General features: G+C 64.5%; 24 protein-coding genes. 20 read left to right on the top strand and 4 right to left on the bottom strand.

Translation table 11 applies throughout. The features are described 5' to 3' along the window. The first annotated feature begins 18 nt into the window (after positions 1–18). The 5 genes from AC1RRE_RS14655 to AC1RRE_RS14635 all read left to right on the top strand — a co-directional run bounded on the left by AC1RRE_RS14655 (position 19) and on the right by AC1RRE_RS14635 (position 4060). On the top strand, positions 19–669 hold the full coding sequence (locus AC1RRE_RS14655) for a 3-oxoacid CoA-transferase subunit B (RefSeq protein ID WP_492981930.1): 651 nt from the start codon (positions 19–21) through the stop codon (positions 667–669). 135 nt (positions 670–804) lie between these two features. Then, a complete protein-coding gene (locus tag AC1RRE_RS14650) occupies positions 805–2271 on the top strand; it encodes a M20 family peptidase (RefSeq protein WP_492981929.1) in 1467 nt (488 codons plus the stop codon). 58 nt (positions 2272–2329) lie between these two features. Next, positions 2330–2680 carry a DUF6152 family protein gene (locus AC1RRE_RS14645; RefSeq protein ID WP_492981928.1) on the top strand — a complete coding sequence of 117 codons (351 nt, stop codon included), beginning with the start codon at positions 2330–2332 and terminating at the stop codon, positions 2678–2680. Positions 2681–2704: 24 nt separating this feature from the next. Continuing rightward, entirely contained in the window at positions 2705–3190 is a 486-nt protein-coding gene (locus AC1RRE_RS14640) for a hypothetical protein (RefSeq protein ID WP_492981927.1), read from the top strand. Between the two features lie 249 nt (positions 3191–3439). Next, positions 3440–4060, top strand: a complete 621-nt coding sequence (locus AC1RRE_RS14635) for a YbaY family lipoprotein (protein WP_492981926.1) — start codon at positions 3440–3442, stop codon at positions 4058–4060. Between the two features lie 64 nt (positions 4061–4124). Here AC1RRE_RS14635 and AC1RRE_RS14630 read toward each other — a convergent pair whose 3' ends face one another. Both AC1RRE_RS14630 and AC1RRE_RS14625 read right to left on the bottom strand, forming a co-directional pair. After that, positions 4125–4556, bottom strand: coding sequence for a hypothetical protein (locus tag AC1RRE_RS14630; protein WP_492981925.1), 432 nt, complete (start codon positions 4554–4556; stop codon positions 4125–4127). A 24-nt stretch (positions 4557–4580) separates the two neighbouring features. Continuing rightward, positions 4581–4958: a YkvA family protein gene (locus tag AC1RRE_RS14625; protein WP_492981924.1), complete on the bottom strand. Its 378-nt coding sequence runs from the start codon at positions 4956–4958 to the stop codon at positions 4581–4583. 138 nt (positions 4959–5096) lie between these two features. Here AC1RRE_RS14625 and AC1RRE_RS14620 point away from each other — a divergent pair, with 138 nt between their 5' ends. The 9 genes from AC1RRE_RS14620 (at position 5097) to AC1RRE_RS14580 (ending at position 12499) form a co-directional block, all read left to right on the top strand. Further along, on the top strand, positions 5097–5816 hold the full coding sequence (locus AC1RRE_RS14620) for a substrate-binding periplasmic protein (protein WP_492981923.1): 720 nt from the start codon (positions 5097–5099) through the stop codon (positions 5814–5816). An 86-nt stretch (positions 5817–5902) separates the two neighbouring features. Next, positions 5903–6664: an SDR family NAD(P)-dependent oxidoreductase gene (locus AC1RRE_RS14615; RefSeq protein ID WP_492981922.1), complete on the top strand. Its 762-nt coding sequence runs from the start codon at positions 5903–5905 to the stop codon at positions 6662–6664. Between the two features lie 243 nt (positions 6665–6907). Further along, positions 6908–7876, top strand: coding sequence for a malate dehydrogenase (mdh, locus tag AC1RRE_RS14610; RefSeq protein ID WP_492981921.1), 969 nt, complete (start codon positions 6908–6910; stop codon positions 7874–7876). Positions 7877–7983: 107 nt separating this feature from the next. Then, positions 7984–8175, top strand: a complete 192-nt coding sequence (locus tag AC1RRE_RS14605) for a YqaE/Pmp3 family membrane protein (RefSeq protein WP_492981920.1) — start codon at positions 7984–7986, stop codon at positions 8173–8175. Between the two features lie 102 nt (positions 8176–8277). Continuing rightward, positions 8278–9045 carry a hypothetical protein gene (locus AC1RRE_RS14600; RefSeq protein ID WP_492981919.1) on the top strand — a complete coding sequence of 256 codons (768 nt, stop codon included), beginning with the start codon at positions 8278–8280 and terminating at the stop codon, positions 9043–9045. Next, positions 9042–9767 (top strand): MalM family protein, encoded by a 726-nt coding sequence (locus tag AC1RRE_RS14595; RefSeq protein WP_492981918.1) that lies wholly within the window; start codon positions 9042–9044, stop codon positions 9765–9767. Before AC1RRE_RS14600 ends, AC1RRE_RS14595 begins: the two co-directional genes overlap by 4 nt. A gap of 317 nt (positions 9768–10084) precedes the next feature. Then, positions 10085–11308, top strand: a complete 1224-nt coding sequence (locus AC1RRE_RS14590) for an MFS transporter (RefSeq protein ID WP_492981917.1) — start codon at positions 10085–10087, stop codon at positions 11306–11308. Positions 11309–11318: 10 nt separating this feature from the next. Then, on the top strand, positions 11319–11738 hold the full coding sequence (locus AC1RRE_RS14585) for a hypothetical protein (protein ID WP_492981916.1): 420 nt from the start codon (positions 11319–11321) through the stop codon (positions 11736–11738). A 101-nt stretch (positions 11739–11839) separates the two neighbouring features. Beyond that, positions 11840–12499 (top strand): response regulator, encoded by a 660-nt coding sequence (locus tag AC1RRE_RS14580; RefSeq protein WP_492981915.1) that lies wholly within the window; start codon positions 11840–11842, stop codon positions 12497–12499. A gap of 1 nt (position 12500) precedes the next feature. Here the strand turns inward: AC1RRE_RS14580 and AC1RRE_RS14575 are convergent, their stop codons facing one another. Continuing rightward, complete coding sequence (locus tag AC1RRE_RS14575; protein WP_492981914.1) at positions 12501–16337, bottom strand: hybrid sensor histidine kinase/response regulator; 3837 nt, start codon at positions 16335–16337, stop codon at positions 12501–12503. A gap of 105 nt (positions 16338–16442) precedes the next feature. Here AC1RRE_RS14575 and mtgA point away from each other — a divergent pair, with 105 nt between their 5' ends. The 5 genes from mtgA to AC1RRE_RS14550 all read left to right on the top strand — a co-directional run bounded on the left by mtgA (position 16443) and on the right by AC1RRE_RS14550 (position 22861). After that, positions 16443–17117, top strand: coding sequence for a monofunctional biosynthetic peptidoglycan transglycosylase (gene mtgA / locus AC1RRE_RS14570; protein ID WP_492981913.1), 675 nt, complete (start codon positions 16443–16445; stop codon positions 17115–17117). Between the two features lie 66 nt (positions 17118–17183). Beyond that, entirely contained in the window at positions 17184–18713 is a 1530-nt protein-coding gene (locus AC1RRE_RS14565) for a sensor histidine kinase (protein WP_492981912.1), read from the top strand. Further along, positions 18710–19423, top strand: coding sequence for a response regulator (locus tag AC1RRE_RS14560; protein ID WP_492981911.1), 714 nt, complete (start codon positions 18710–18712; stop codon positions 19421–19423). Before AC1RRE_RS14565 ends, AC1RRE_RS14560 begins: the two co-directional genes overlap by 4 nt. Positions 19424–19530: 107 nt before the next feature. After that, positions 19531–21048 (top strand): malonate--CoA ligase, encoded by a 1518-nt coding sequence (locus tag AC1RRE_RS14555; RefSeq protein WP_492981910.1) that lies wholly within the window; start codon positions 19531–19533, stop codon positions 21046–21048. Positions 21049–21130: 82 nt separating this feature from the next. Next, positions 21131–22861 carry a sensor domain-containing diguanylate cyclase gene (locus tag AC1RRE_RS14550; RefSeq protein WP_492981909.1) on the top strand — a complete coding sequence of 577 codons (1731 nt, stop codon included), beginning with the start codon at positions 21131–21133 and terminating at the stop codon, positions 22859–22861. Between the two features lie 2 nt (positions 22862–22863). On the opposite strand, the gene AC1RRE_RS14545 is transcribed toward AC1RRE_RS14550, so the two are convergent. Further along, positions 22864–23814 carry an AraC-like ligand-binding domain-containing protein gene (locus tag AC1RRE_RS14545; protein WP_492981908.1) on the bottom strand — a complete coding sequence of 317 codons (951 nt, stop codon included), beginning with the start codon at positions 23812–23814 and terminating at the stop codon, positions 22864–22866. Between the two features lie 283 nt (positions 23815–24097). On the opposite strand from AC1RRE_RS14545, the gene AC1RRE_RS14540 reads away from it, so the two are divergent. Continuing rightward, positions 24098–25309 carry an amino acid ABC transporter substrate-binding protein gene (locus AC1RRE_RS14540; RefSeq protein WP_492981907.1) on the top strand — a complete coding sequence of 404 codons (1212 nt, stop codon included), beginning with the start codon at positions 24098–24100 and terminating at the stop codon, positions 25307–25309. Positions 25310–25360: the final 51 nt, after the last annotated feature.

Below are 25360 nucleotides of genomic sequence, written 5' to 3'. Positions count from 1 at the left end.
CGAGAGGAGATACACATCATGGCTTGGACCCGCGATGAAATGGCCGCCCGTGCAGCGAAAGAACTGAAGGACGGTTTCTACGTCAATCTCGGCATCGGCATCCCGACGCTGGTGTCGAACTACATCCCCGACGGCGTCGATGTCGTGCTGCAGTCGGAGAACGGCATGCTCGGCATGGGCCCGTTCCCCTATGAGGGCGAGGAAGACGCCGACCTGATCAATGCCGGCAAGCAGACCATCACCGAGCTGCCGCATTCCAGCTTCTTCGGTTCCGACCAGTCGTTTGCGATGATCCGCGGCGGCCATATCGATCTGTCGATCCTGGGCGCCATGCAGGTGGCCGAGAATGGCGATCTGGCCAACTGGATGATCCCGGGCAAGATGGTCAAGGGTATGGGCGGCGCCATGGACCTGGTCGCCGGCGTGAAGCGCGTCGTCGTCGTCATGGAGCACAATTCCAAGGACGGCGAGAAGAAGCTGCTGAAGAAATGTGACCTGCCGCTGACCGGCGCCGGCGTTGTCGACATGGTGGTGACCGATCTCGCGGTCTTCACCATCGACCGCAAGGGTGGCGGCATGACGCTGATCGAGCGTGCGCCCGGCGTGACGCTGGACGAGCTGAAGGAAAAGACCGGCGCCGATTACACGGTTGCCGCCAGCGCGAAGTAAAGCCGGTATAAAATCTGTACCGGAACAGCCCCGGCGAGAGATCGCCGGGGCTGTTTTTATGGATGTCGACGTAGCGTCAACTTGCCGGCCTGCCCGAAACCTCATTAGGTTGTGGTCAACATGGGAGGCACAAGAATGATCAAGAAACTCCTGGCCCTGATCGGTATCGTCGTTCTGGGCGTCGCCGCCGTCGCCATCTATCGCGCCGTGATGTTCGTGCCGCCGGTTACGTCGGCCCTGCAGGCCGCCAGCTATCCGGTCGATGGCAATGCCACGGCGCAGCGCCTGTCGCAGGCCGTGCAGATTCCCACCATCTCGCAGCAGCCGCCGCTGCCCACCGATCCCGCACCCTTCGAGCAGTTCATCGCCTGGCTGGCCGATACGTATCCCGAGGTGCATGCGCAGCTGAAGCTGGAGCGCATCGGCGGGCACAGCCTGCTGTTCACCTGGACCGGGCGCGAAGCCATGGCCAAGCCGGTGCTGTTGACCGCGCATTACGATGTCGTGCCGGTGATCCCCGGCACCGAAAAGGACTGGGGTCAGCCGCCGTTCAGCGGGGCGATCGCCGATGGCTATGTCTGGGGGCGTGGCACGCTGGACGACAAAGGCGCGGTCATCACCATTCTGGATGCGGTGACCTGGCTGCTCAAGGACGGCTTCCAGCCGCGCCAGACGGTTTACCTGAGCTTCGGTCATGATGAAGAGATCGGCGGTCTGCGGGGCGCGGCTGCGGTTACCGCGCATCTCAAGAGCCAGAATGTGCGGCTGGACTGGTCACTCGATGAGGGCTCCTTCGTGCTCGATGGCATCGTGCCCGGCCTGGCCCTGCCGATCGCCAGCATCAACGTGGCCGAGAAGGGCTACCTGACGCTGGAACTGACGGCGCGCGCTGCGGGCGGCCATTCCGCCATGCCGCCGCGTGAGACCGCGGTGGGTATCCTGGCCGAGGCACTGGTGAAGCTGCAGAAGGCGCCGCTGCCCGGTGGCATGGACGGAATCACGGCCGACGCCTTCGGCGCCATGGCCCGCCATATGTCCTTCGACAAGCGTCTGCTGTTCGCCAACCAGTGGCTGTTCAAGCCGGTGCTGGATTTCGCCCTGGCGAAAGCGCCCACCACCAACGCCATGCTGCGCACCACCACCGCACCGACCATGCTCTCGGGCAGCGTGAAGGAGAATGTGCTGCCGATCGAGGCGACGGGCACGGTGAATTTCCGCCTGCATCCGCGCGACAGCATCGAGAGCGTGACGGCCTATGTGAAAAAGACCATCGACGATGACCGCATCACCATCACGCCGGGCGTCACCTTTATGTCCAATCCGTCGGCTGTGGCCGGCAGCGACACGCCGGTCTTCCGCGCCATGGCCGATGCGGTGCGGCGTAATTATGGCGAGATCGCGGTCACGCCCGGGCTCACGCTCGCCGCCACCGACAGCGTGCATTACGGCGCCATCTCGGATAACGCCTACCGCTTCAATCCGATGATGATCACGCCGCTCGACCTGACCGGTTTCCATGGCACCAACGAACGGCTGTCCATCGAGAATCTGGTGCGGGCGACGCGCTTCTATATCGATTTGTTGAAGATGACGGCCAACTGATCGGTTGCAGTGCAGGGGCGATGGCAGGAGAATGGGGCCAGCCAACACGGAGGTCCCCATGCCGATCCGTCGCCCATTGCTTGCCGTCGCCATCACACTGCTATCAGGTGCGGCTTTCGCCCATCACGGCTGGGGCTCCTATGATTCCAACACGGTGCTGACGCTGGATGGCACGGTGGAGAAGGTGAACCCCGACAATCCGCATGCCGAACTGCGGCTCAAGACGCTAGACAAGACCTGGACGGTGACGCTGTCGCCGCCGTCGCGCATGGCCAGCCGTGGCAAGCCGGTCACCGATATCAAGGCGGGCGACAAGGTGGTGGCGGTGGGTTATCCCAATCGCGGCATACCCGACGAGATGCGGGCCGAGCGTCTCACCCATAACGGCTTTACCGTGGAACTGCGCTAGGTGGAACACACCCGGGAAGGCATCTTGGCGCATCACCCGCTGCTGGTCGCGCTGGAGCAGTCCGCGCTGGGCGATGCCATGCGTAGCTCGATGCTGCTCTATCCCGCCGTGGAGGTGTTGCATATCCTGGGCTTCGTGCTGCTGGTCGGCAGCATCGTCGGCTTCGACCTGCGCCTGCTGGGCCTGAGTCTGCGGTTGCCGGCCGCGCCCTTTGCCCGCCATGCCGTGCCGCTGGCGATGGTCGGGTTTTTCACCGCAGCGCCCACCGGCTTCCTGCTGTTCAGCACCGAAGCCACCAGCATCGCCGTGAACCCGGCCTTCCAGATCAAGCTCGCCTGCGTCGCCATCGGGCTGATCAATGCGGGCCTGTTCCATCTGGGGCCCTGGCGCAGCATGGAACTTTGGGGCGTCACCACGCATGTCCCGCCGCTCGCGCGCGTCGGCGCGCTGGTCTCGCTGCTGGCCTGGTGCGGCGCCGTCATCGGCGGCCGCCTGATCGCCTACCTATAGCCTTCAGACATCAGCCTTCTTTTCGCCGCAATCCGACGCAGCGTCTGCGTGCACGGCGCTCTCTCCGCATGCGGTAAGGTCTGAGACAAAAAAACGATGCGATGAAGCGAGGCGGAACCGGAGCCATGGGGTGGCGGTTTGGTGCGCATCGCTCGGCGGAAAACGGCGGAACGTTCGCCGCTGCCCGGCGTTTGGATATTGCCAAGATGCGTCTCGCCCTCACGCTGACGGCTCATAAGGAGAAAACCCATGTTTGCGCGTCGCACATTCCTCTCACTCATTGCCGCTACCCTCGCCCTGTCCTCGATGGTCGCCTGCGCCTCGCGCAGCTATGCCATCAACGGCACCGTGTCCTATCGTGAACGCCTGATCCTGCCGGCTGACTCGGTCATCGTGGTCCGCCTGGAAGACATCAGCAAAGGCCAGAACTATCCGGTGGTCGTCTCCGAACAGCGCATCCTGCCGAACAGCGCTGCCCCGACCACTTTCTCGCTGCCCTACGACTATAATGGCGTCAACCCGAACGCGACCTACGTGATCAATGCGTGGATCGAGCAGGGCGGCCGCATCATGTTCCGCAACAACAAGGTCTACCAGGTGCTGACCAAGACCGCGCCGGCCAACAACATCCATATTGAGCTGGAGCAGGTTGCGGCCGTGTTCGTGCCGTCGCCGGTTGTCGCCGTGCCGGCGCAGCCGATGCCCCCGGGCACCGTGGTGCAGCAGACCACGACCACCACGACCGGTTCCTCGACCGGCGCCGTGATCGTGCAGCCGGCCCCGACCGCGCCGGGCACCTACTATGTGCAGCCGGCTCCGGCCGCCGTCCCGGCGGGCACCGTGATCCTGCAGCCCTACCGCACCTACTAAGCCTTAGCCGTATCGGCTGAAGCGGCAGGGCCTGTTCCTTCGGGAACAGGCCCTGTTTTTTTGTTCAGGGGCAGGGGGCGTCCCGGAAGCTGTAGATGCGGTCATCGGCCGGCGTGAAGTCGGCACGCTTTTCCGCTGCCTCGCCGCCACGGATGGCCCATTCCGGCGAGATGGTGGTCTGATAGATCAGGCACACCTGCTTGCCGTTACGCTGCTGGCGATGATATTCCGCCTTGGCGGCCCAGCGGTCTTTTTCATCCAGCAGTCGCGTCTCGCCATTCTCCACGACCACCCGCCAGTGCAGCAGGCCGCCGTCGCGCAAGCGAAGCGCGGCCGTGCCGGTCTGCGCCGGCAGCACGGTCGCCTCACGCAGCACATAGCCGCCGGCCAGCACCGCACCGGCCTCGAAGCGCAGCGGCGGCGCTGGCGGTTCAGCCAGCGCGACGGGGGGAGCGAGGAGAAGGCCGGAGAGAGTGGACAGGAGCAGGCGGCGCATGGCGCCATCCTAGCATGACTTGGCTTAAAGGTGCTCGCGCAGCCGGTCGAGCTGCTGGCGCGCCTTCTCGCGATGCGTATCGGTAATGCTGCTCTCCACTGCCTTGATGGCGGCGAGGATCACGGCGAGGTCGTCGCCATAGCCAAACGCGCCCAGGATGTCGGGGATCACGTCGATCGGCACGACGAAATAGCCCAGCGCCCCGAGCAGGATCGCCTTCGCGCCGGTCGGCGTCTTCGGGTCGACGGCGGCGAAGAAGGCCGAGAGGAAGGTCTCGCCGAACGGCAGGTAGCTGACGGTCTTTTTCAGCTTGCGCCAGAAGCGCTTGGCCAGGCGCGGCTGTTCGATGGCCAGGCGCGCCGGATCGGCGGGCAACTGATAGGAGGGAGGGTTGGGGTCCAAGCTCACGCCTCCCATATGGGGAGGCCGCCGGCGGACTGCAAGTTGAGCGCTGCAACTCGGGCCGGCTTGTGGAATACTTCGACAAAGGCAGGTTTTCACATGCGTTTTCGCCGGATGATTTTCCGGATTGCCGCCCTGATGACTATTCTGGCGGCCATCCTGACGGGCCAGGTCTGTGCTGCCGAGCGGCTCAGGCTGGTGACGGGCGAGGATTACCCGCCCTTCGCCGATCCGCGCCTGCCCGGCGGCGGCCTTGCCACCGTGCTGGTGCGGCAGGTGATTGCCACGATGGGCGAGGGGGCGGCACCGCCGGATTATCTGCCCTGGCGTCGCGGCTATGAAGAGACCCTGCGCGGCCGTTATGACGCCACCTATCCCTATATCCGCACGCCGGAGCGGGAACGCGAGTTTCTCTATTCCGAACCGCTGTTCCATGTGCGGCAGGTGCTGTTCATGTCGACCGAGCGTGCGTTTCCCTATCGTACGGTCGATGATCTGCAGGGACGCCGCCTTTGCCTGGCGCTCGGCTATGCGCCGCCGGCGCTGGTGCAGGCGCTGATCGATCAGAAAAAAATAGAGACCGTGATGCCGGGCACGGCCGCCACATGTCCCGGACTGGTGGCGGCGGGGCGTGCGGATTTCTTCATCCAGGACCAGCGCATCGGCACCGCGCTGATGGCGCGGATGGGCCTGGCCGGTCAGATCACCGTCGTCACCGATCCACCCATCGGCAGCGCCAACATCTATTTCATCGTGCCGCGCAACCGGCCGGATGGGCCGGCCCTGATCGCGCGCTTCAATGCGGCGCTGGCCCGCCTGCGCGCCGATGGCACCTACGACCGGCTGCTGCTGGAATAACCTGCCAAACGTGGAAATGCCAAACCGGGTGGTCTATAAACGCCCACCGGAATAGTTACGATATATAACGATCAAGGGAGCATGTGATGGATCTCAAGGGTGTAGGCGCGATTGTCACCGGCGGCGCTTCGGGTCTGGGCGCGGCCACTGCGCGCGCGCTGGCCGGGGCCGGAGCCAAGGTCGCCATCTTCGACATGAATCTGGAGCTGGCCGAGCAGACCGCCAAGGAGATCGGCGGCGTGGCAGTGAAGTGCGACGTGGCCGATGGCCCGGGCGGCGAGGCCGCCGTGAAGGATGCGATCGCCAAGGTCGGTCCGGTGCGCGTGCTGGTCAACTGCGCCGGCGTCGGCACGCCGATGAAGGCGGTGGGCAAGGATGGCCCGGTGGCGCTGGAGAAATTCATCAAGGTCGTGCAGATCAACCTGATCGGCACCTTCAACATGATCCGTCTGGTCGCGCATCACATGCAGCAGCAGCCGGAGATGGCCGACAAGGAGCGTGGCTGCATCATCAACACCGCATCGGTCGCGGCTTTCGACGGCCAGATCGGCCAGCCCGCCTATGGCGCCTCCAAGGCCGGCGTGCATGGCATGACCCTGCCGCTGGCGCGTGAGTTCGCCTCGTTCGGCATCCGCGTCTGCACCATCGCGCCGGGCCTGTTCGGCACGCCGATGATGTTCGCCCTGCCGCCGGAAGCGCAGGAGTCCTTGGGCAAGTCGGTGCCGTATCCGTCGCGCCTGGGCAAGCCCGAGGAATATGCCGCCCTGGCGAAGCATATCTGCGAGAACACCATGCTGAACGGCGAGACCATCCGTCTCGATGGCGCGCTCCGGATGGCCCCGCGCTAAACGCGGGGATCACGCGCTGACGCGCTGGGGTATGGCGCTTTAGTTTCAAATCGTCATGGCCGGGCTTGTCCCGGCCATCCACGTCTTAAAGGCCGCCCCGCCGGGCGGCCTTTTTCTTGCCCGAACCTGGCCGTCTTCGGCCTTCGGAGGGGTGCCGGAGCCTTGCCGGCCCGGCTGATTCCCGCTACCCCTTGGGCTGACCATTTCCACCCCAAGACACGTGTAAATCCGGAGGATTTCCCTATGGCGCGCAAGAAAATCGCCCTCATCGGCGGCGGCAATATCGGTGGCACCCTGGCCCTGCTGGCCGGCATGAAGGAACTCGGCGACATCACCATCTTCGACGTGGTCGAAGGCCTGCCGCAGGGCAAGGCGCTCGACATGGCCCAGGCCGGTGCGGTCGAAGGCTTCGACGCCAAGCTGCGCGGCACCCAGGACTACAAGGACATCGCCGGTTCGGATGTCATCATCGTCACCGCCGGTGTCGCCCGCAAGCCGGGCATGAGCCGCGACGATCTGCTCGGCATCAACATCAAGGTCATGCAGGCCGTCGGCGCCGGCATCAAGGCGCATGCGCCGAACGCCTTCGTCATCTGCATCACCAACCCGCTCGACGCGATGGTCTGGGTGCTGCGCGAAGTCTGCGGGCTGCCGCATAACAAGGTGATCGGCATGGCCGGCGTGCTCGACAGCGCCCGCTTCCGTCACTTCCTGGCTGAAGAATTCAACGTCTCGGTCAACGACGTGAACGCTTTCGTGCTCGGCGGCCATGGCGACACCATGGTGCCGCTGATCCGCTACTCCACCGTGGCCGGCATCCCGGTGCCTGACCTGATCAAGATGGGCTGGTCGACGCAGGAGAAGATCGACAAGATCATCCAGCGCACCCGCGACGGCGGCGCCGAGATCGTGGCGCTGCTGAAGACCGGTTCGGCCTTCTACGCGCCGGCCTCGTCGGCCATCGAGATGGCCGAGAGCTACCTGAAGGACAAGCGCCGGGTTCTGCCCTGCGCCGCCTGGCTCGACAAGGGCAAGTATGGCCAGACCGGCATGTATGTCGGCGTGCCGGTGGTGATCGGCGCCAATGGCGTCGAGAAGATCGTCGAGATCCAGCTCAATGCCGATGAGCAGAAGATGTTCGAGCATTCGGCCAATGCCGTGAAGGGCCTGGTCGACGCCTGCAAGCAGATCGATCCGAGCCTCGGCAAGTAAGACCTCTCAGCTTCGGCTGAATTGAAGGCGGCGCGCCGGCAACGGCGCGCCGTTTTGCGTTTCGGGTTATACTGGCCGCGACTCAGATTTGATGGAGAACCGCACGCATGCGCCTGCTCATCGCGATCTTTCTGCCCTTCCTGCTGTTCTTCACCATCGGCCGGCCGTTCGCCGGGATCATCTGCCTGATTCTGCAGATCACCCTGATCGGCTGGATTCCGGCGGCGCTCTGGGCGGTCTATGCGCTCAGCCAGTACAACACGGCCAAGCAGATCGAGAAGGCGATGGGCACCCGCTAAGCGCGTCTCCTTCGTCCGTATACTCCCCCAGACGTACTTTCCAGAATCACGCAGCCTTCCTATAGTGCCGCGCGAGGTAAGGCGATTCTGGGGGGAATCAAAATGACTGATATGGCTTTTGCGCCTGTGCGGCGTATTCCGTCTTTCCGTGGCCTGGCGCGGCTGTTCGCCGCGATGGCCCTGTTGCTGATCACGGTGGCCTGTGCGCAGGTGCCGAAGCAGGCCTTCAACAGGGAGGCCCACACGAATGTCAAGAAAATCGCCCTGCTGGAACCGGCCAAGCCGGAAGCCTATGCCGTCTACATTGCCCATCATCCGGGACAGAGCTTCGGCCTGATTGGCGGTATTGTCGCGGCCGCCGACATGCAGTCGAAGACCGACGGCTTCACCAAAAAGATGAAAGAGATGAAGGTCGACTTTGCGTCGAGCCTCACCGATGCGCTGGAACAGGAACTGATCACGGCGAAATACGAGGTTGTCCGCTTCACGCCCACCCGTGCGAAGCCCGAGATGCTGCAGAATTATGCCGACATCAAGGTCGAGGCTGACGCTTATCTGGACTGGGTGATCAACTGGAACGGATTCATCGCTGCGACCGCCACATCGGATTACGTGCCGTCCGCGCGGGTCTACGTGCGCCTGATTGATGCCAAGAGCAAGGCTGTGCTCTATTCGGAACTGATCGGCTATGGCTATCAGCATGGCGGCGGGCAGCCGATCGAGCTGATCTCGGAATCCAAATACCGCTTCACCAACTATAATACGCTGCTGGATTCCGCGCCGAATGCGGTTGAGGCGCTGAATGCGGCGACTCCGATGATCGTGAAGAAAATATCCACCGATCTGACCCGCGCTGACAGCAAGCCATGACGTCGGCCATGTCGTTTGCCCGTATCGGTCGTTTTTTGCTGCTTACTGTTTTTGCGGCTTCGCTCGGAGCCTGCGTACAATCGGGCGCGAAGATGGCTGCCGACAGCGCAGCGGTTCTGAACAAACGCACCAATCACGTCGATCTGCCCGGCCTGACGTACAAGCCGGTGGCGCTGGGTGAAACGCATGAGATCACGATCGGTGAAGTCGATCCGGTGATCCTGCTCGACAAGTACGAGACGGTTTACGCCAAGGCTTTCGCCCTGCCGAAGTGGACAGGGCCCTACATGCTGAAGCTCAGCAGCTATTTCAGCGGCTCGCCTCAGGATCCTGCCGTCTATTACCCCACGGCCATTTTCCTGGATGAGAAATACCAGGAGCTGCGCCGCTCGCATCTGGAGTCCTTTGCCTTCCGCCGGGCTGGCCTGCAGGAGGGCAATGCCCTGTCGGGAACACTGTTCATCAACGAAGCCAACAGGCGCGAAGCCTATATGCTCATCGTGTCGCAGCGGCAGGCCGCCAATGGCTCACTCATCCTGAACAATGTTGCGATCCAGCAGACCCCGGTTGTGATCCCGACCGCCTATGGCTCCATGACCTGGATGGCGCCGCCGATGGGAGCGCAAGAGACTGCGGCGAGTACCGCCGCCATGGCCAGCGGCAAGCTCAGGCTTGTGGTTGAGGGCTACAATCCAGTGGGCGTTGGCGAAAAGAAGCCCTGAGGCATATCGATCCGCCCACGGATTTTTTGCATGCAGTCTTGTGGTCTGGCCCAAATGTTGCTATAATGTTCTTATTGCGAGTATTGGCCTTGAGGCCAAACACCGCCAGATGGAAACGAAGCAAAACGAATACGAATAAGCAGGAATAAGGGTCGGATAAGGCCGGATAGCGGTCCGATAAGCGACAATAGCGTTTGAATAAGGACCGATAACGGTCGGATAAGCGCTGCCATGGGGTACACTTTCGACACTTGCCGGTCCGTCTTCGCCCTCCTAGTCATGACGGCAGGCCGAACGCGCGTGCAGGAGCTGACGCCATGACCACCACTTCTCCCGTCCTGACCTGGCGGACCCCGATGCTCGTCATCATCGTCGGCTGCATCATCGCGCTGCTCAATTTCGGCGTTCGCTCCGGCTTCGGCCTGTTCCTCGAACCGATCAGCGCCGCCAACGGCTGGGGCCGCGAGATTTTCGCCTTTGCCATCGCGCTGCAGACCGTGCTCTGGGGGTTCGGCCAGCCCTTCGCCGGCGCACTGGCTGACCGCTATGGCTCGGATCGCGTGCTCGCCGTCGGCGCGCTCTTCTACGCGGGCGGCGTCGCGCTCACCGCCTACGCCTCCACGCCGCTGATGCTCAACCTCACGCTCGGCATGCTGCTGGGCATGGGGCTCGCCGGCACGTCCTTCACCGTGGCGCTGGCTGCCATCGCCCGCATGGTGCCGCCGGAAAAGCGTTCCTGGGCGCTGGGCCTGGGGACAGCCGCCGGTTCGATGGGCCAGTTCCTCATGGTGCCGCTCAGCCAGGGCTTCATCGCCGCCTATGGCTGGTCGTTCGCGCTGCTGCTGCTCAGCCTGTTCGCGCTCGCCATCGCGCCGCTCGCCACCGTGCTGGGTGGCAAGACGGCCGAAAATGCCGGGCCCAAGCAATCTTTAAGCGAGGCGCTGAAGGAAGCCGGCGGTCAGAAAAGCTACTGGCTGCTGATCTCGGGCTTCTTTGTCTGCGGTTTCCACGTCTCCTTCATCCAGACCCATCTGCCGGCCTATATCGTCGACCGCGGCCTCGATCCGCAGACCGGCGCCTGGGCGCTGGCGCTGGTCGGCCTGGCCAATGTCGTCGGCTCCTACACGGCCGGCGTGCTGGGCGGCAAACGCTCGAAGAAATACCTGCTCAGCTTCATCTACGGCGCGCGCGCCGTGGTGATCACCATCTTTGTCATGATGCCGATGACCCAGATCAGCGTGCTGATCTTCGCCTTCGCCATGGGTCTGCTCTGGCTGTCCACCGTGCCGCTGACCTCAGGTCTGGTGGCGCAGATTTTCGGGCCGCGCTACATGGCGACGCTGTTCGGCATCGTGTTCTTCAGCCACCAGGTCGGCGGCTTCCTCGGCGTCTGGCTCGGGGGCCGGCTGTTCGACATGACCGGCTCCTACGATATCGTCTGGTGGATTTCGATGGGGCTGGGCGTCTTCGCCGCCATCGTGCACTGGCCGATCGACGAGCGTCCGCTGGTGCGTGTGGCGCCGGTGGCGGCTCCGGCCTGATGCGTTTGGGATGATGATGGCGCGCAACGGGAAAGGCTCTTCTTTCGCCGGCCTGCACTGGCTGGCGCTGGGATTCCTGTGCGCCGTCTTCGTCATCTGGGCCGGCATTTTCGGCCTGACGCTGCGCCGCGCCGAACTGCCGCCCGAGGCCGGCGGCCGCGTCGTGGCGGTTTATCCCTTCGGCTGGTCGGGTGAACAGAGTATCGCCGCGGCAATGCGGACGGAAGCCCGGCTGGTGCGCGAAACCTGGCTGCCCAACGCCGTCGAACTGGCCTCCGACGACGCCGGTTTCGCCGCCCGGCTGCGTGCCGCCGGCGCCATCGGCGTCTACCGCGCCCAGCCTTTCGATGTCTTCACGCTGGCCGGCTGCACCGGCATGGTGCCGCTCAAGCCCCAGGCCGGGCCAAGTTCACTCCGCCGCCTGGGCTGAAGCCCTCGGTCGCCCCCCTTGGTCGCCCCCCTTGGTCGCCCCCCTTGGTCGAAGGCCCGCTCGGCTTGCTGACGGCGGGCGGCTGGTTTACCGTCGCATTCATGACGGGAGCAGAGAAGTCCGGCGCAGAACCGGCACTGACCATTATCATCGCCGACGACCATCCGCTGGTCCGTGAGGCATTGGGGCAGGCGTTGCGCCAGGCGATGACCGGCGTCGAAGTGATTGGCGCCGCCGATCTCGACGGCGCACGTCAGGCGCTGGCCGTCCGCGAGTCCGTCGATCTTCTGATTCTCGATCTCGACATGCCCGGCATGGACGGTTTCGCCGGCCTGGCCGCCATGCGCGCCAGCCATCCCGCCATTCCGGTCGCCATCGTGTCGTCGACGCGCGAGCCGGCCATCATGCGCCGCGCCATCGAATTCGGCGCCGCCGCTTTCGTACCCAAATCGGCCGCGCTGGAGACCATCGCCAGTGCGTTGCAGTCGGTGTTGGATGGCGAAGTCTGGCTGCCGCCCGAGGTCGAGGGTGGCGAGGCCGCCGGCATGCCCGATGATTTCGCTCGCCGCGTTGCCGAACTGACGCCGCAGCAGCTGCGTGTGCTGACGCTGCTCAGCAAGGGCAAGCTCAACAAGCAGATCGCGCATGAACTTTCGGTGGGCGAGGCGACCGTGAAGGCGCATGTCACCGCCATCCTCAAGAAGCTCGGCGTGCGCAGCCGCACCCAGGCCGTGATCGCGGCCCGCCACTTCTCGCTTTAGATCAGTCGCCGGTTTCCGCCAGCGGATCAGCCTGTGCGCCGGCCGGCCGATGCCGCTGACTGATCAGCGCCCGCAGCGCCGCTGGCTTCACCGGCTTGTGCAGCACGTCCACACCCATGTCATCGGCGCGATGCCGGGTTTCCTGGCTGCGGTCGGCCGTGATCAGGATGGCGGGCAGACGCAGGCCCCAGTCGCGCCGCAGCTGCACGATGGCGTCCAGCCCGTCGGGGCTGCCTTCATCCAGATGCAGGTCGGCCAGGATGATGTCGGGGCTGCGGCCGGCAGCTGCCACGGCCTGACGCGCGGCAGCGATGGTGCCGACAGCCGAAACCTGGCAGGTCCAGCCTTCCAGCAGGGTGGTCATGGCCTCGCGCACGCCGGCCTCGTTTTCGATGCAGAGCACGAAGATGTCGCTAAGCGAGCCGGCGGCGATCGGCGGCAGCGCCAGCGGGGCGAGCTGCTGCTGCGGCTCGACGGCAGCGCGCGGCACGGTGATGCCGAAGATCGAGCCGCGCCCGACCACGGAATGCAGGCCGATCGGATTGTCCAGCATGGTGGCGATGCGTTCGACGATGGCCAGACCCAGCCCCAGGCCGCGTTCGGCGGCGTCGCCGGTGCTTTCGAGACGGGCGAATTCCTGGAAGATCACATGGCGTTTGTCGGCGGGAATGCCTAAGCCGTTGTCGCAGACCTCGATGCGCACCTGGCTGCCCTGGCGGCGGCAGCCGATCAGCACGCGGCGATTGGCGCGTTCGGGGCTGGAATAGCGGATGGCATTGGCCACGAAATTCTGCAGCACGCGGCGCAGCAGGGCAGGATCGGTGCTGATGGTGGCGGTGGTGGGCACGACCTTCAGTGTCACGCCGCGCCGCGCTGCCAGCGGTGCGAAGAAGCTGGCGATCGATTCAAACAGCGGCTCCAGTGCGACGGGGCGAATCTCGGGCTGCACGGCGCCAGCATCCAGCTTGGAGATATCGAGCAGGGTGTCGAGCAGAACTTCCACCGCGCCCAGGCCGTGGTCGATCTTGCCGACCAGCGGATTGTCGGGCTCGCGTTCGGCCAGCGCCGCCGTGAACAGCCGCGAGGCATGCAGCGGCTGCAGCAGATCGTGGCTGGCAGCGGCGAGGAAGCGCGTCTTGCCCAGATTGGCGGCTTCGGCCTGGGCGCGCGAGGCTTCCAGCTCCTGCACGGCGAGCTGCAGTTCGGCGGTGCGCTCGGCCACGCGGCGTTCCAGGCCTTCATAGGCGGCACGCAGCGCGGCATCGGCGCGCCGGCGTTCGGTGATGTCCTGATACATCAGGAAGAAGCCGAGCACGGTGCCGCGTTCGTCGATATGCGGGATGTAGGTGCCGTGCGCGATTTCGATCTTCGCGTCATTGGTGGGGAATTCGGTTTCGAAGCTCTGACGCTGGCCCCTGAAGGCTGCGTCGATATGCGGTTTGAGGCGGTTGTAGCGCTCGGCCGTCAGCATCTCGCTCACGGTATGGCCGTCGATATGCTGCTGCGGCAGGTTGAGGGCGCGGCGGAACGGCATATTGGTGAAGCGGTAGCGCTCCTCGCGATCGACATAGGCGATCAACACCGGCACGTTGTCGGTGTAGATGCGGATGGCGCGCTCGGAATCGCGCAGCGCCTCGGCCGCGCGCACACGCTCGCTGACATCGGTGCAGGTGGCGACGAAGCCGCCATCGGGCATCGGATCGACGCGGATTTCGATGACGCGGCCATCGGGGCGGCGGCGTTCCAGGATGCGCGACCCGGTCGCGCCCGATGCCAGCATGGCGGCAAGGTCGGAGGCGCCATCACCGACCAGCGTGGGCAGTGGCACCCCATTCTCGGCCATGTTGGCGGGCAATCCCAGCAGGTCGAAGAAGCGGTCGTTCCAGGCGGCCAGTTTCTGCGCGCGGTCGAACACGCCGATGCCCTGGCTGATATGGTCCAGCGTGGTGCGCAGCAGATCGAGGTTGTGACGGATCGCCTCGGAAGCCTCGCCCAGCATCGCCCGCGCAGCGCGCGGACTCAGCAGGTTCTTGCCGCGCGCCGAAGCCATCACGATGCGGGCGGATGCCGCGCCGATGGCGCCGCTGAGCAGATGCTCGGTGAAGGCCATCGCTTCGGGCGGGTTCATGCGGCGGCCGGCAAAGGCGCGCTCGGCGCGTTCGGGGCCGATGAAGCGGGCGGCCAGTGCGCGCAGCTCGTCGATGCGCGGATCCTGGCCATCCTCCTCGGCGAGGGTCAGTGGCAGGCCATCGCCATCGGTTGTGAAGATGGCGGCCTGTTCCAGGTCGTGCCGGCGCGGCTTGGACAGCAGCGAGATACCGACCAGCAGGATGGTGTTGATGATGACGCTGGTGACAAAGCCCTGCAGGATGAAGTCGAAGCCATCGAAAGGCGCCGGCAGCCAGCGGGTCAAGGGTGCCACGACAGGATGGCCGGTGCTGGCGCCTTCGATGGAGGGCAGCAGCAGCGCATAGACCCAGACGAGGAAGCCGGCCAGCAGGCCGGCAATCGCGCCGTGGCGATGGGCGCGTCGCCAGTACAGGCCGATCAGCAGCGGCGGCGCGAAATTGCCCACTGCGCAGAAAGAGATCATGCCGATGGAGGCGAGCGGCAGATAGCCTGCGATCCAGGTGTGATAGATATAGGCGGCGATCAGGATGACGATGACGGCGGCGCGGCGCACGTTCAGCACGATCTGCCCGACTTCGCGCGAGCCGCCGGCGCGCGAGCGCAGCAGGAAGGGCGTCACCAGTTCGTTTGACACCATGATCGACAGCGCCATGCACGCGACGATCACCATAGATGTCGCCGCCGACAGACCGCCGATGAATGCCAGCACCGAAAGCGCCAGCTGATCAGCCATCAACGGCAAGGTCAGCACGAAGAAATCGGGATTGGAGCCCGGCTTAGCCAGCAGAAGGCCGGCGGCGGCGATCGGCACCACAAACAGGTTGATGGCGACCAGATAAAGTGGGAAGGCCCAGCGCGCGGCCTTCAACTGGTTGGGGTTGCCGTTCTCGACCACCGCGACATGGAACTGGCGCGGCAGGCAGAGGAAGGCAAAACCCGACAACAGCGTCATCGCGATCCAGTTGCTGCCCAGGCCGCTGGACAGCCGGTCGGCGAGGCCGGGTGCGGCCTGCACGCGGGCCAGCAGATCGCTGCCGGAATCGAACAGCCCGTAGATGATGTAGAGACCGACAGCGAGGAAGGCGGCCAGCTTGACCAGTGATTCAAAGGCGATGGCCAGCATCATGCCGCGATGCTGTTCGGTGGCTTGGACATGGCGCACGCCGAACAGGATCGTGAACAGTCCCATGATGCCGGCGACGAACATCGCGGTATCGCGCCAGGGCGGCGGCAGGCTGGCGTTCAGCAGATGCGCCATGTCGCTGCCGACCAGTACCTCGAAGGTGACGCTGACCGCCTGCATCTGCAGGGAGATGTAGGGCAGCACGCCGATCACCGCGAACAATGTGACCAGGACCGACACAGCGCGGCTCTTGCCGTAGCGCGAGCCGATGAAGTCGGCGATCGAGGTGACATTCTGCTTCTTGGCGATGGTGATCATCTTCGACATCACGGGATAGCCGAGCGTGATCGCCATGATCGGGCCGACGTAGATCAGGATGAAATCGGGTCCCGACAGCGCCGCGCGGCCGACTGAGCCATAGAAGGTCCAGGAGGTGCAGTAGATCGCCAGGGAGAGGGCATAAATCGTGGCGCCGCTGCGGCCGGCATACCAGCGCTGGCCGAGCCTGTCTCCCAGATGGGCAACAGCGAACAGCAGGCCCAGATAACCGAGCGACAGAAGCAGTATGGCACTGCCTTGCAGCATGAAACGTTTTCTCCCCGTTCCGGCCAGTTAATCCCGCGCCGGGGCGGCTGTCCACCCGGTTCCAGCCCATTGTAACCGTCCAGAATTCCGCGATTCTCTCATCCCATGCGCCTGCTTCTCCGCCTGCTGGTCCTGCTGCTGGCCGCTCTGGCCATATTCTGGGGCGGCGGCCTGCTGCTGTTCCGGTTCATCGATCCGCCGGCCACCCCGTTGATGCTGATCCGCAGCATCGAGCGGGGTGCGGCCGTCCGGTATCGACCGCTGCCGCTCGGCGCCGTGGCGCCAGCCATGGTACGTGCGGTGATGGTGGCCGAGGACAGCCGCTTCTGCTGGCATCGCGGCATTGACCTGGGGGCGGTGCAGGATGCGCTGGACGATTACGAGGAAACCGGCCGCCTGCGCGGGGCGAGCACCATTCCCATGCAGGTGGCCCGCAACCTGTTCCTGTGGCCGGGCGGCGGTTTTGTCCGCAAGGCGCTGGAAGCCCCGCTGGCCCTGGCGCTGGATGCGCTGTGGCCCAAGCGGCGGATCATGGAGGTGTATCTCAATATCGCTGAGATGGGACCGGGCCTGTTCGGGGTGGGGGTGGCCGCAGAAGCCCATTTCAGCCAGCCGGCGGCGCGGCTGAGCGAGGTACAGGCCGCCCGGCTGGCGGCGGTGCTGCCCAATCCGAACCGCTGGAGCGCGGCGGCCCCGACCGCCTATATCGAGCGCCGGACCGGCACCATCCGGGCCCGCATGGGGCAGGTCAGCCCAACCCAGCTGGCCTGTATCAATTGACGCACCCCCCACCCCGAACCGCCTTGTAAGGCTGTACCGGCCCCGGACCTGTGGGATAATCCGCCCATGGTCTCGCCCATTGCACTTCGGATGGCCGGCGATGAACCCGCTCGCATACCGGCGAGCAGGGTTCTGCTGCACAGCATTGTCGCCGCTGTCGTGGTGATGGTGGCGGGCTTTGGCGTTTATGCGCTCAGCCGCGCCATCAATGTGACCTCGGCCTCGATCCTGTTCGTGCCGGTGATTCTGGGGGCTGCGATTTTTGGCGGCATCATCCCGTCGCTGACCGCGGCCCTGGGTGCACTCGCCGTCTGTTCGGTGCTGTTCTACAATCCGGCCTTCAGTCTGCCCGATGCCGATCCACAGGAATTCGCCGACATCTTCGTCTTCGCCGGCGTCGCCATCGCGTCCAGCCAGCTGGCTGGCTATGCCAGACGCGCAGCTGCGACCTCGCGCCGGCGCGAGGCAATGATGGAATACCTGCTGGCCTTCAATCGCCGGATCAGTGCCGTGGTCGATCCGGCCGAGACGCCAGCCGTGCTGGCCGGTGAGCTGTGCAGCGCACTGGACAGTTCGGTAGCAATTTACCTGTTGTCCGACGACAGTCTGGCGATGGTTGCTTCGGCCGGCTCCTTTGATGCGACTGCGCCGGACATGCTGGCGCAGGAGGCCTGGCACCATCGCGACAGCGGCAGCAATACCCCGGCCAGTTATGTGCTGCGCAGCGGCGGCCAGCCCTTCGGCGTGGTGGTGCTGGCGGAACCGGCGCGCAATGTCGATCCGCTGGCGATCGCGGCGATGATGGAGCAGTCGGGCCTGGCGCTGGCGCGCATGCGGCTGGCGTTGTCGGTGGAAGAGGCGCGAGTCTCGGCCAAGGCGGAAGACCTGCGTGAAGCGGTGCTCGGCTCGATCAGCCACGATCTGCATACGCCGCTGGCTTCCATTCTCGGGTCGGTGACTACGCTGGAGAAATTCGGCCCGCTCTGTGACGATGCCACGCGGACCGAGCTGCAATCGACCATCCGTGAGGAAGCCGAGCGACTGGAGCGCTATATTCGCCGCATGCTGGATCTCACCCGTATCCGCGCCGGCCGGCTGACGCCCCAGATGCAGGCGGTGGACGTTGCCGATATCACCAATGCGGCGCTACGCCAGACGCAGAAGACACTCGCCGGCCATCGGGTCGAGACCCGGGATCTGCTCGATCTGCCGATGGTCGAGACCGACCCGATCCTGATCGAGCAGGCGCTGGTCAACATCCTGGAGAATGCTGCAAAGTATTCCAAGCCCGGCACCATGATCCGCATGCATGGCCATAATACCGGCGCGCGCGTCATTCTGACCGTGCAGGATGCCGGCATCGGCCTGCAGGAGGGCGATGTCGAGCGGGTCTTCGCGCCGTTCTATCGCGCCGATGCTGCATCTGGGCATGTCGCCGGCAACGGACTGGGCCTGATGGTGAGCAAGGCTTTCGTCGAGGCGACAGGCTGCGAAATCTGGGCGGAAAGCCGTGGTGTGGGCGAAGGGACCGCCTTCCACATCGGCATGCCGCCGGCAAAGACACTTATGCTTTCTGATGAAGGGGAGGCCGCATGACGGACCCACGCCGAATTCTCATTGTCGATGACGAGACCCAGATCCGGCGCTTTCTGCGCACTGCGCTGGCGCTGCATAACTTTGAGGTGATCGAGGCGGCGAGCGGCGCCGAGGCACTGGAAATGCTGGCCAAGACCGATGTCAGCCTGGTGGTGCTGGACATGCAGCTGGGCGATCAGGATGGTCTGGATGTGCTGCGCCGCCTGCGCGAATGGAGCTGGCTGCCGGTGATCGTGTTGACTGTGCGCAATCGCGAGATGGACAAGGTCCGCGCCTTTGAATATGGCGCGGACGATTACCTGACCAAGCCGTTCAGCATTGCCGAATTCCTGGCCCGCCTGAACGCCGTGCTGCGGCGTGCGCCGCTGGAAGCCAGCGAACCGCTGTTCGAGGTCGGCAACCTGGCCGTCGATCTGGCGCGCCGCCGCGTGGTGGTCGAAGGCGCGGAAGTGAAGCTGACGCCGAAGCAGTATGGCCTGCTGCAGCACCTGGCCCGCCATGCCGGCAAGGTGGTGACGCATGAGCAGCTGCTGCGCGAGGTCTGGGGCGACGAGCATGCCGAGGATGTGCACTATCTGCGCATCTTCATGCGCAAGCTGCGCCAGCGGATCGAACGCGATCCGGCCCGGCCGACCTACATCCAGACTGAACTGGGCGTGGGCTACCGTCTGCTGGCGGCGGACCAGCTGGAGACGGCGGTGGCCTCTTGAGGCCGGAAAAGGCATCCGGGAGAGCTTAAGAAGGCCGGAAGGCTTGCGCGGACAGGGGCGGGGACGATTTAGTACGGACGTCCATTTCGCAACCAACGCGCAAGCCAATGTCCGACAATCTTTACAGCCTGATTCGCAGCCGGGTCACCGATCCGGCCAAGACCTTCATGGAAACCGGCGAGGGCCGGACCTTCAGCTATGCCGAGACCTTCGCGTTGGCCGGCCGGATGGCCAATGCCCTGGTCGATCTTGGCGTGCAGCCGGGCGACCGCGTGGCTGTGCAGGTGGACAAATCGGCCGAGGCGCTGATCCTCTATCTGGGCGTGGTGGCGGCTGGCGGCGTTTATCTGCCGCTCAACAACGGCTACACGCTGACCGAGCTGGAATATTTCATCGGCGATGCCGAGCCGCGCGTGGTGGTCTGCCGCCCTGCGGTCGAAAAGGATCTTGCGCCGCTGGCCAAAAAGCTGGGCGTGGCCCATTGCGTCACGCTGGGCGGCAAAGGTGATGGCAGCCTGATGGACAAGGCCAAGGCCGCGCCGGCGGAGTTCACGCCAGTGACGCGCGGGCCGGACGATCTGGCCGCGATCCTCTATACCTCGGGCACCACCGGCCGCTCGAAGGGCGCGATGCTCACCCATCGCAACCTGTTCTCGAATGCCGATACGCTGGTCGGCTATTGGCGCTTCACCGATAAGGACGTGCTGTTGCATGCCCTGCCGATCTTCCATACGCATGGGCTTTTCGTTGCCAGCAATGTGACGCTGCTGGCTGGCGCTTCAATGATTTTCCTGTCGAAATTCGATGGCGACGAGGTGATCCGTCACCTGCCGCGCGCCACGAGCATGATGGGAGTGCCTACTTTCTACGTGCGCCTGCTGCAGTCGCCGACGCTGACCAAGGATCTGGTCAAACATATCCGCCTGTTCGTTTCCGGCTCGGCGCCGCTGCTGGCCGAGACGCATCGCGAATGGGAGGCCCGCACCGGGCATCGCATTCTCGAGCGTTACGGCATGACCGAGACCAACATGAACACCTCGAACCCCTATGACGGCGAGCGCATTGCCGGCACGGTGGGCTTCCCGCTGCCGGGCGTCGAGACCCGCATCACCGATCCCGAAAGCGGCAAGGTGCTGGCGCAGACCGAGATCGGCATGATCGAGGTGAAGGGCCCGAACGTGTTCAAGGGCTATTGGCGCATGCCGGAAAAGACCGCGGCCGAATTCCGCGTCGACGGCTTCTTCATCACCGGCGATCTGGGCAAGATAGACGATCGTGGCTATGTGCATATCGTCGGCCGCGGCAAGGACCTGATCATTTCCGGCGGCTACAACGTCTACCCCAAGGAAGTGGAAACCGAGATCGACGCCATGCCCGGCGTGATCGAATCCGCTGTGATCGGCCTGCAGCATCCCGATTTCGGCGAGGGCGTCACGGCCGTCGTGGTTGCCGAGAAAGGCCACACGCTGGACGAGGCGGCCGTGCTGAAGGCACTGGATGGCCGTCTGGCCAAGTTCAAGCTGCCCAAACGCGTGTTCTTCGTCGACGACCTGCCCCGCAATACCATGGGCAAGGTGCAGAAGAACCTCCTGCGTGACCAGTACAAGGGTCTGTACGGCACCTGAGGTTGCAATCTCCGGGATTGATTTGGTCTGCCAATTGGCCAGAATTGGTGGGCGGCACATGCCGCAAGGCCGGATTAGAGAGATGAGCCTGTCTAAAATTCTGGATGGCCTATCGCTTCGGGCGCAGGTGGCGATAGCCACGGCGGTCCTGGCAGTCCTGCTCGTTCTCGGCGCCACCATCAGCGCGGCCTGGCTTGGCCGCAGCATCCTGTCACGCATGGTCGGCAGCGAACTGGCGGAGTTGGCCGTGGTGATGGCCGACAGGCTGGATCGTGGCATGGCGGAACGCTATCGCGAGATCGGCACCATCGCCGATCTGGAAGTGCTGCAACCCGTCTGGGACCATGACCCGGTCGCCCTGCAGAAGATTCTTGATCGCCTGCAACTCAGTCTTCCCGACTATGCCTGGATCGGTTTTGCCCGTGTCGACGGTACGGTAGTGGCGGCGACTCGCGACATGCTGACCGGCCAGTCGGTGGCGCAGCGCCCGTGGTTCATCAATGGCCTGGCGAAACCCTTCGTGGGCGACGTGCATGAGGCGGTGCTGCTAGCCAAGCTGCTCGGACCGCGCACCGATGCCGAACCCTTCCGGTTTGTCGACGTGGCCTATCCGGTGCGCAATGCGGCCGGCGAGGTGATCGGCGTGCTTGGCGCACATCTGAGCTGGGACTGGGCGACCGATGTGCGCCGCTCGCTGGTGTCCCGGAACAGCGATGCTGCTGCCGCCGATATCAGCATCCTGGACACGAACGGCAAGGTCCTGCTCGGCCGCAATCTCAATACCGTCATGCTGACGCCGGATCAGCTCGCCATGATCCGCAGCCGGCCTTCCGGCGCCGGCCTTGCCTATGGCGCCGATGCGGCGGGCTGGCTTACCGGCTATGCCGTCGGCCGCGGTTACAAGGATTATCCGGGTCTGGGCTGGCTGGTCGTGACGCGCCTGCCCATCGAGGTGGCGAATGCTCCGGTCCGCGATCTGGTCAGCTCGATCTTGATGGTCGGTCTTGGCCTTGCCCTTATCGGCATCCTGGTGACCTGGCGGCTGGCCAGTCGCGTGACCCGGCCGATCCACAGGATCACCCTTGAGGCCGACAGGATCGGTCGCGACGAGAACGTCCATACCCTGCCGCGGGTTGGCGGCGCCCGGGAAGTTGTGCATCTGTCGCAGGCGTTGCGCTCGCTGATGCGGCGCCTCGGCCTGGTGGAAGAGCGTCTGGCCCGTGACGCCGAGAGCCATGAAGCCGAGACCCGGGAGCTGTCGCAGGATATCGAGCGTCTGCGTGTGCTGGCCGAGACCGATCCGATGACTGGCCTGCTCAACCGGCGCGCCTTCCTCGCCGCCGCCGAGCGGCAGATCGCCTATACGCGCCGGTATGGCCGTGGCCTCGCCATCGTGGTGGCCGATATCGATCACTTCAAGAAGGTGAACGATACCCATGGTCATGCCGCTGGCGACGCCGCCATTCGCGATGTCGCCAGTCGCCTGCAGGTCGCGGCTCGCGAAACCGATCTGGTCGCCCGCTTCGGTGGTGAGGAATTCGTCGTCCTGCTGATGGAAAGCGATGCGACAGCAGGGGCCGCCTATGCGGAACGCGTACGCGCCGCCATCCAGGCCAATGCAGTCAAGATTGACGAGACGAAAAGCATACCGCTGACCGTCAGCCTCGGCTGCACCGTCCTGACCGATGATGATCGCGATGTGCAGGATGCCATAGACCGCGCGGATGGCGCGCTCTATGCGGCCAAGACGTCAGGCCGTAACCGGGTGCGTGTTTCCTTGGCCGGCATGTCGAGCGCGGCGGCGGGCGACTGAGATCAGATCATCGTGCGGTAGGCGCGGGGAGCGACGCCGAAACGGTCGCGGAAGCTGCGGCTGAAATGCGCCGATGAATTGAAGCCCCAAGCAAAGGCGATATCGGTGATGGAACGATGCCGCAGGGTGCCGTTGCTCAGGTCCTGCCGCACGCGCTCCAGCCGGCTGTTCCAGATATAACTGTTCAGCGTCTCGTCTTCCTTGGTGAACAGCTTGTGCAGGTTGCGTTTGGTGCAGCCCACGGCGGCGGCAATGTCGTCGATGCAAAGCGACGGATCCTGTAGATTCGCAGCGATATAGGCCTTGGCCCGGGCGCGCGTGCTTTCGCGGAGCGCTTCCTCGGTCGGCGTGCCGAGTTTGTCGAGGGCGGCCAGCCGGACCAGGTTGGCCATGGTGTCGGCGAATTCCCAGCCGTTATTCGGTCCTGTCAGGGTCGGCAGTTCGGCGAATGCGGACGACAGCAGGTCGAAGACCAGGCGGCCAACGCCGGTACGCCCGGAGAATCGCTGCACCGACATCTGGTCGAGGTTGATACCGACGCGGGTCAGGCGCTCGCGCGGCAGCAACAGGGCGAGCTGGTTGATCGGTTCGGGGTTCGACACGATGTAGGTGCGGGTCGTGTCGTACATGCTCCATTCGCCGGGCGTCAGCACCAGTTTGCGGCCGTTCTGTTCGAAACTGCCCGCCCCCTCGATCTGGGCGACGATCTTCACATAACCGCGGTCGTCATGGCGGATCAGGTTGGGCGTGCGCACGACGCGATGACGGCCGGCGACGATGCGGCAGAGCTTCAGCCCACCGATATCGCCCAGCTCCAGCCGGCCGCTGAAGGTCTGGTCGCCAAAGGTGTCCGATTGCAGATGGCCGATATGCCGCCCGACAAAATCTCCCCACACCGCCAGCCGGTCCGCCGGCGCGACCTGCGAGGTGGAAACCACCGCGATGGCGCTCACTGTCCTCCCTTTCGTTGGGTATCCAACTTTCGGCCAGTCTAGCCGTGATGATCCTCTGCGTTAAAGCAGAAAGGAGCCTTGTGGGTACAATCGCCATGGCTATTGATTCCTTTGGAGGATCGCCGCGGTTTTTGCGGTGCAGCAGATGTCTCTGCATGCGGAGGGGTTCGCTCTGGAGCAAATTCCGGTTCCTTCCTGGACAAGATATGCAACCCTGCGGGGGCTAGGGTCGCAGCCGGCCCGCCAGTCTGATTCTCAAGGCGCGCCCTAGGGAGGAATAAAAATGACGATTGGCAAAAACCGCCTGCTGGCGGCGGCCATGGCCGTGGGCCTGGCTGTCACCGCATTCCAGCCTGCGCTGGCGCAGGACAAGATCAAGATCGGCTATGCGATTTCGAAGACCGGCCCGAATGCCGGTGGCGCAAACATCACGCAGATTCCGAACTACCAGCTCTGGATCAAAGAGCTGAACGACAAGGGCGGACTGATGGTCGGTGGCAAGCGCGTGCCGGTCGAGGTGATCGAGTATGATGACCGCTCGAACTCGGAAGAGGCTGTCCGCGCGGTCGAGCGTCTGATCACCCAGGACAAGGTCGATCTGCTGCTGCCGCCCTGGGGCACCGGCCTGAACCTGGCCGTCGGCCCTGTCTTCAACAAATACGGCTATCCGCAGCTGACCTTCAGCGCCGTCACCGATCAGGCGCCGGCTCTGGCCAAGCGCTGGCCAAACAGCTTCTGGTTCCTCGGCACCAGCGTGCAGTATATCGATGCGCTGGTCGACCTGCTGTCCAAGCAGCAGAAGGATGGCAAGATCAATACCAATATCGCCATGCTGAGCGTGGCCGACGGCTTCGGCATCGACCTGTCCAAGGCTGCCCGCGATGGCTTCACCAAGGCCGGCTTCAAGCTGGTGATGGACAAGAGCTACCCGGTCGGCACCCAGGACATGTCGCCGCTGATCAGCGAAGCCCAGCGTTCTGGTGCCGATACCTTCGTCGCCTTCAGCTATCCGCCGGACACCATCGCGATCAATGATCAGGCCAAGGTGGCGAGTTTTGCGCCCAAGGTGATGTTCACCGGTGTGGGCACGGCCTTCCCGCTGTTCCCGCAGCGCTTCGGCGCCAATGCCGAGGGCATCATGACGCTCGGCGGCTGGGACCCGAAGAACCAGGGCACCGTCGAATACCGCAAGAAACATGTCGCCATGCATGGCCGTGACCCGGACTACTGGGGCAGTCAGCTCGGTTATGTGTCGCTGCAGATGCTGGAGCAGGCGGTCGAGCGCGTCGGCAAGATCGACCGTGAGGCCATCGTGAAGGAACTGCAGACCGGTACCTTTGATACGGTGTTGGGCAAGTTCAAGCTGGTCGACAACATGCCGCCGAAGGGGACCTATCCCTATATCGGCCAGTGGCAGAACGGCTTTTTCACCGGCGTTGCACCGGCCGGCGCGAATGCCAGCCCAATGGTGATGCCGAAAGCTCCCTGGAAGTAACGGCCTGGCGCGGCGGTACAGAGCCGCCGCGCCTCTTTTTTGGTAAGGGTA

It is taken from the genome of Ferrovibrio sp. GW821-FHT12D07, from assembly GCF_058807275.1.
This window is presented reverse-complemented; position numbering and strand designations above follow the sequence as displayed.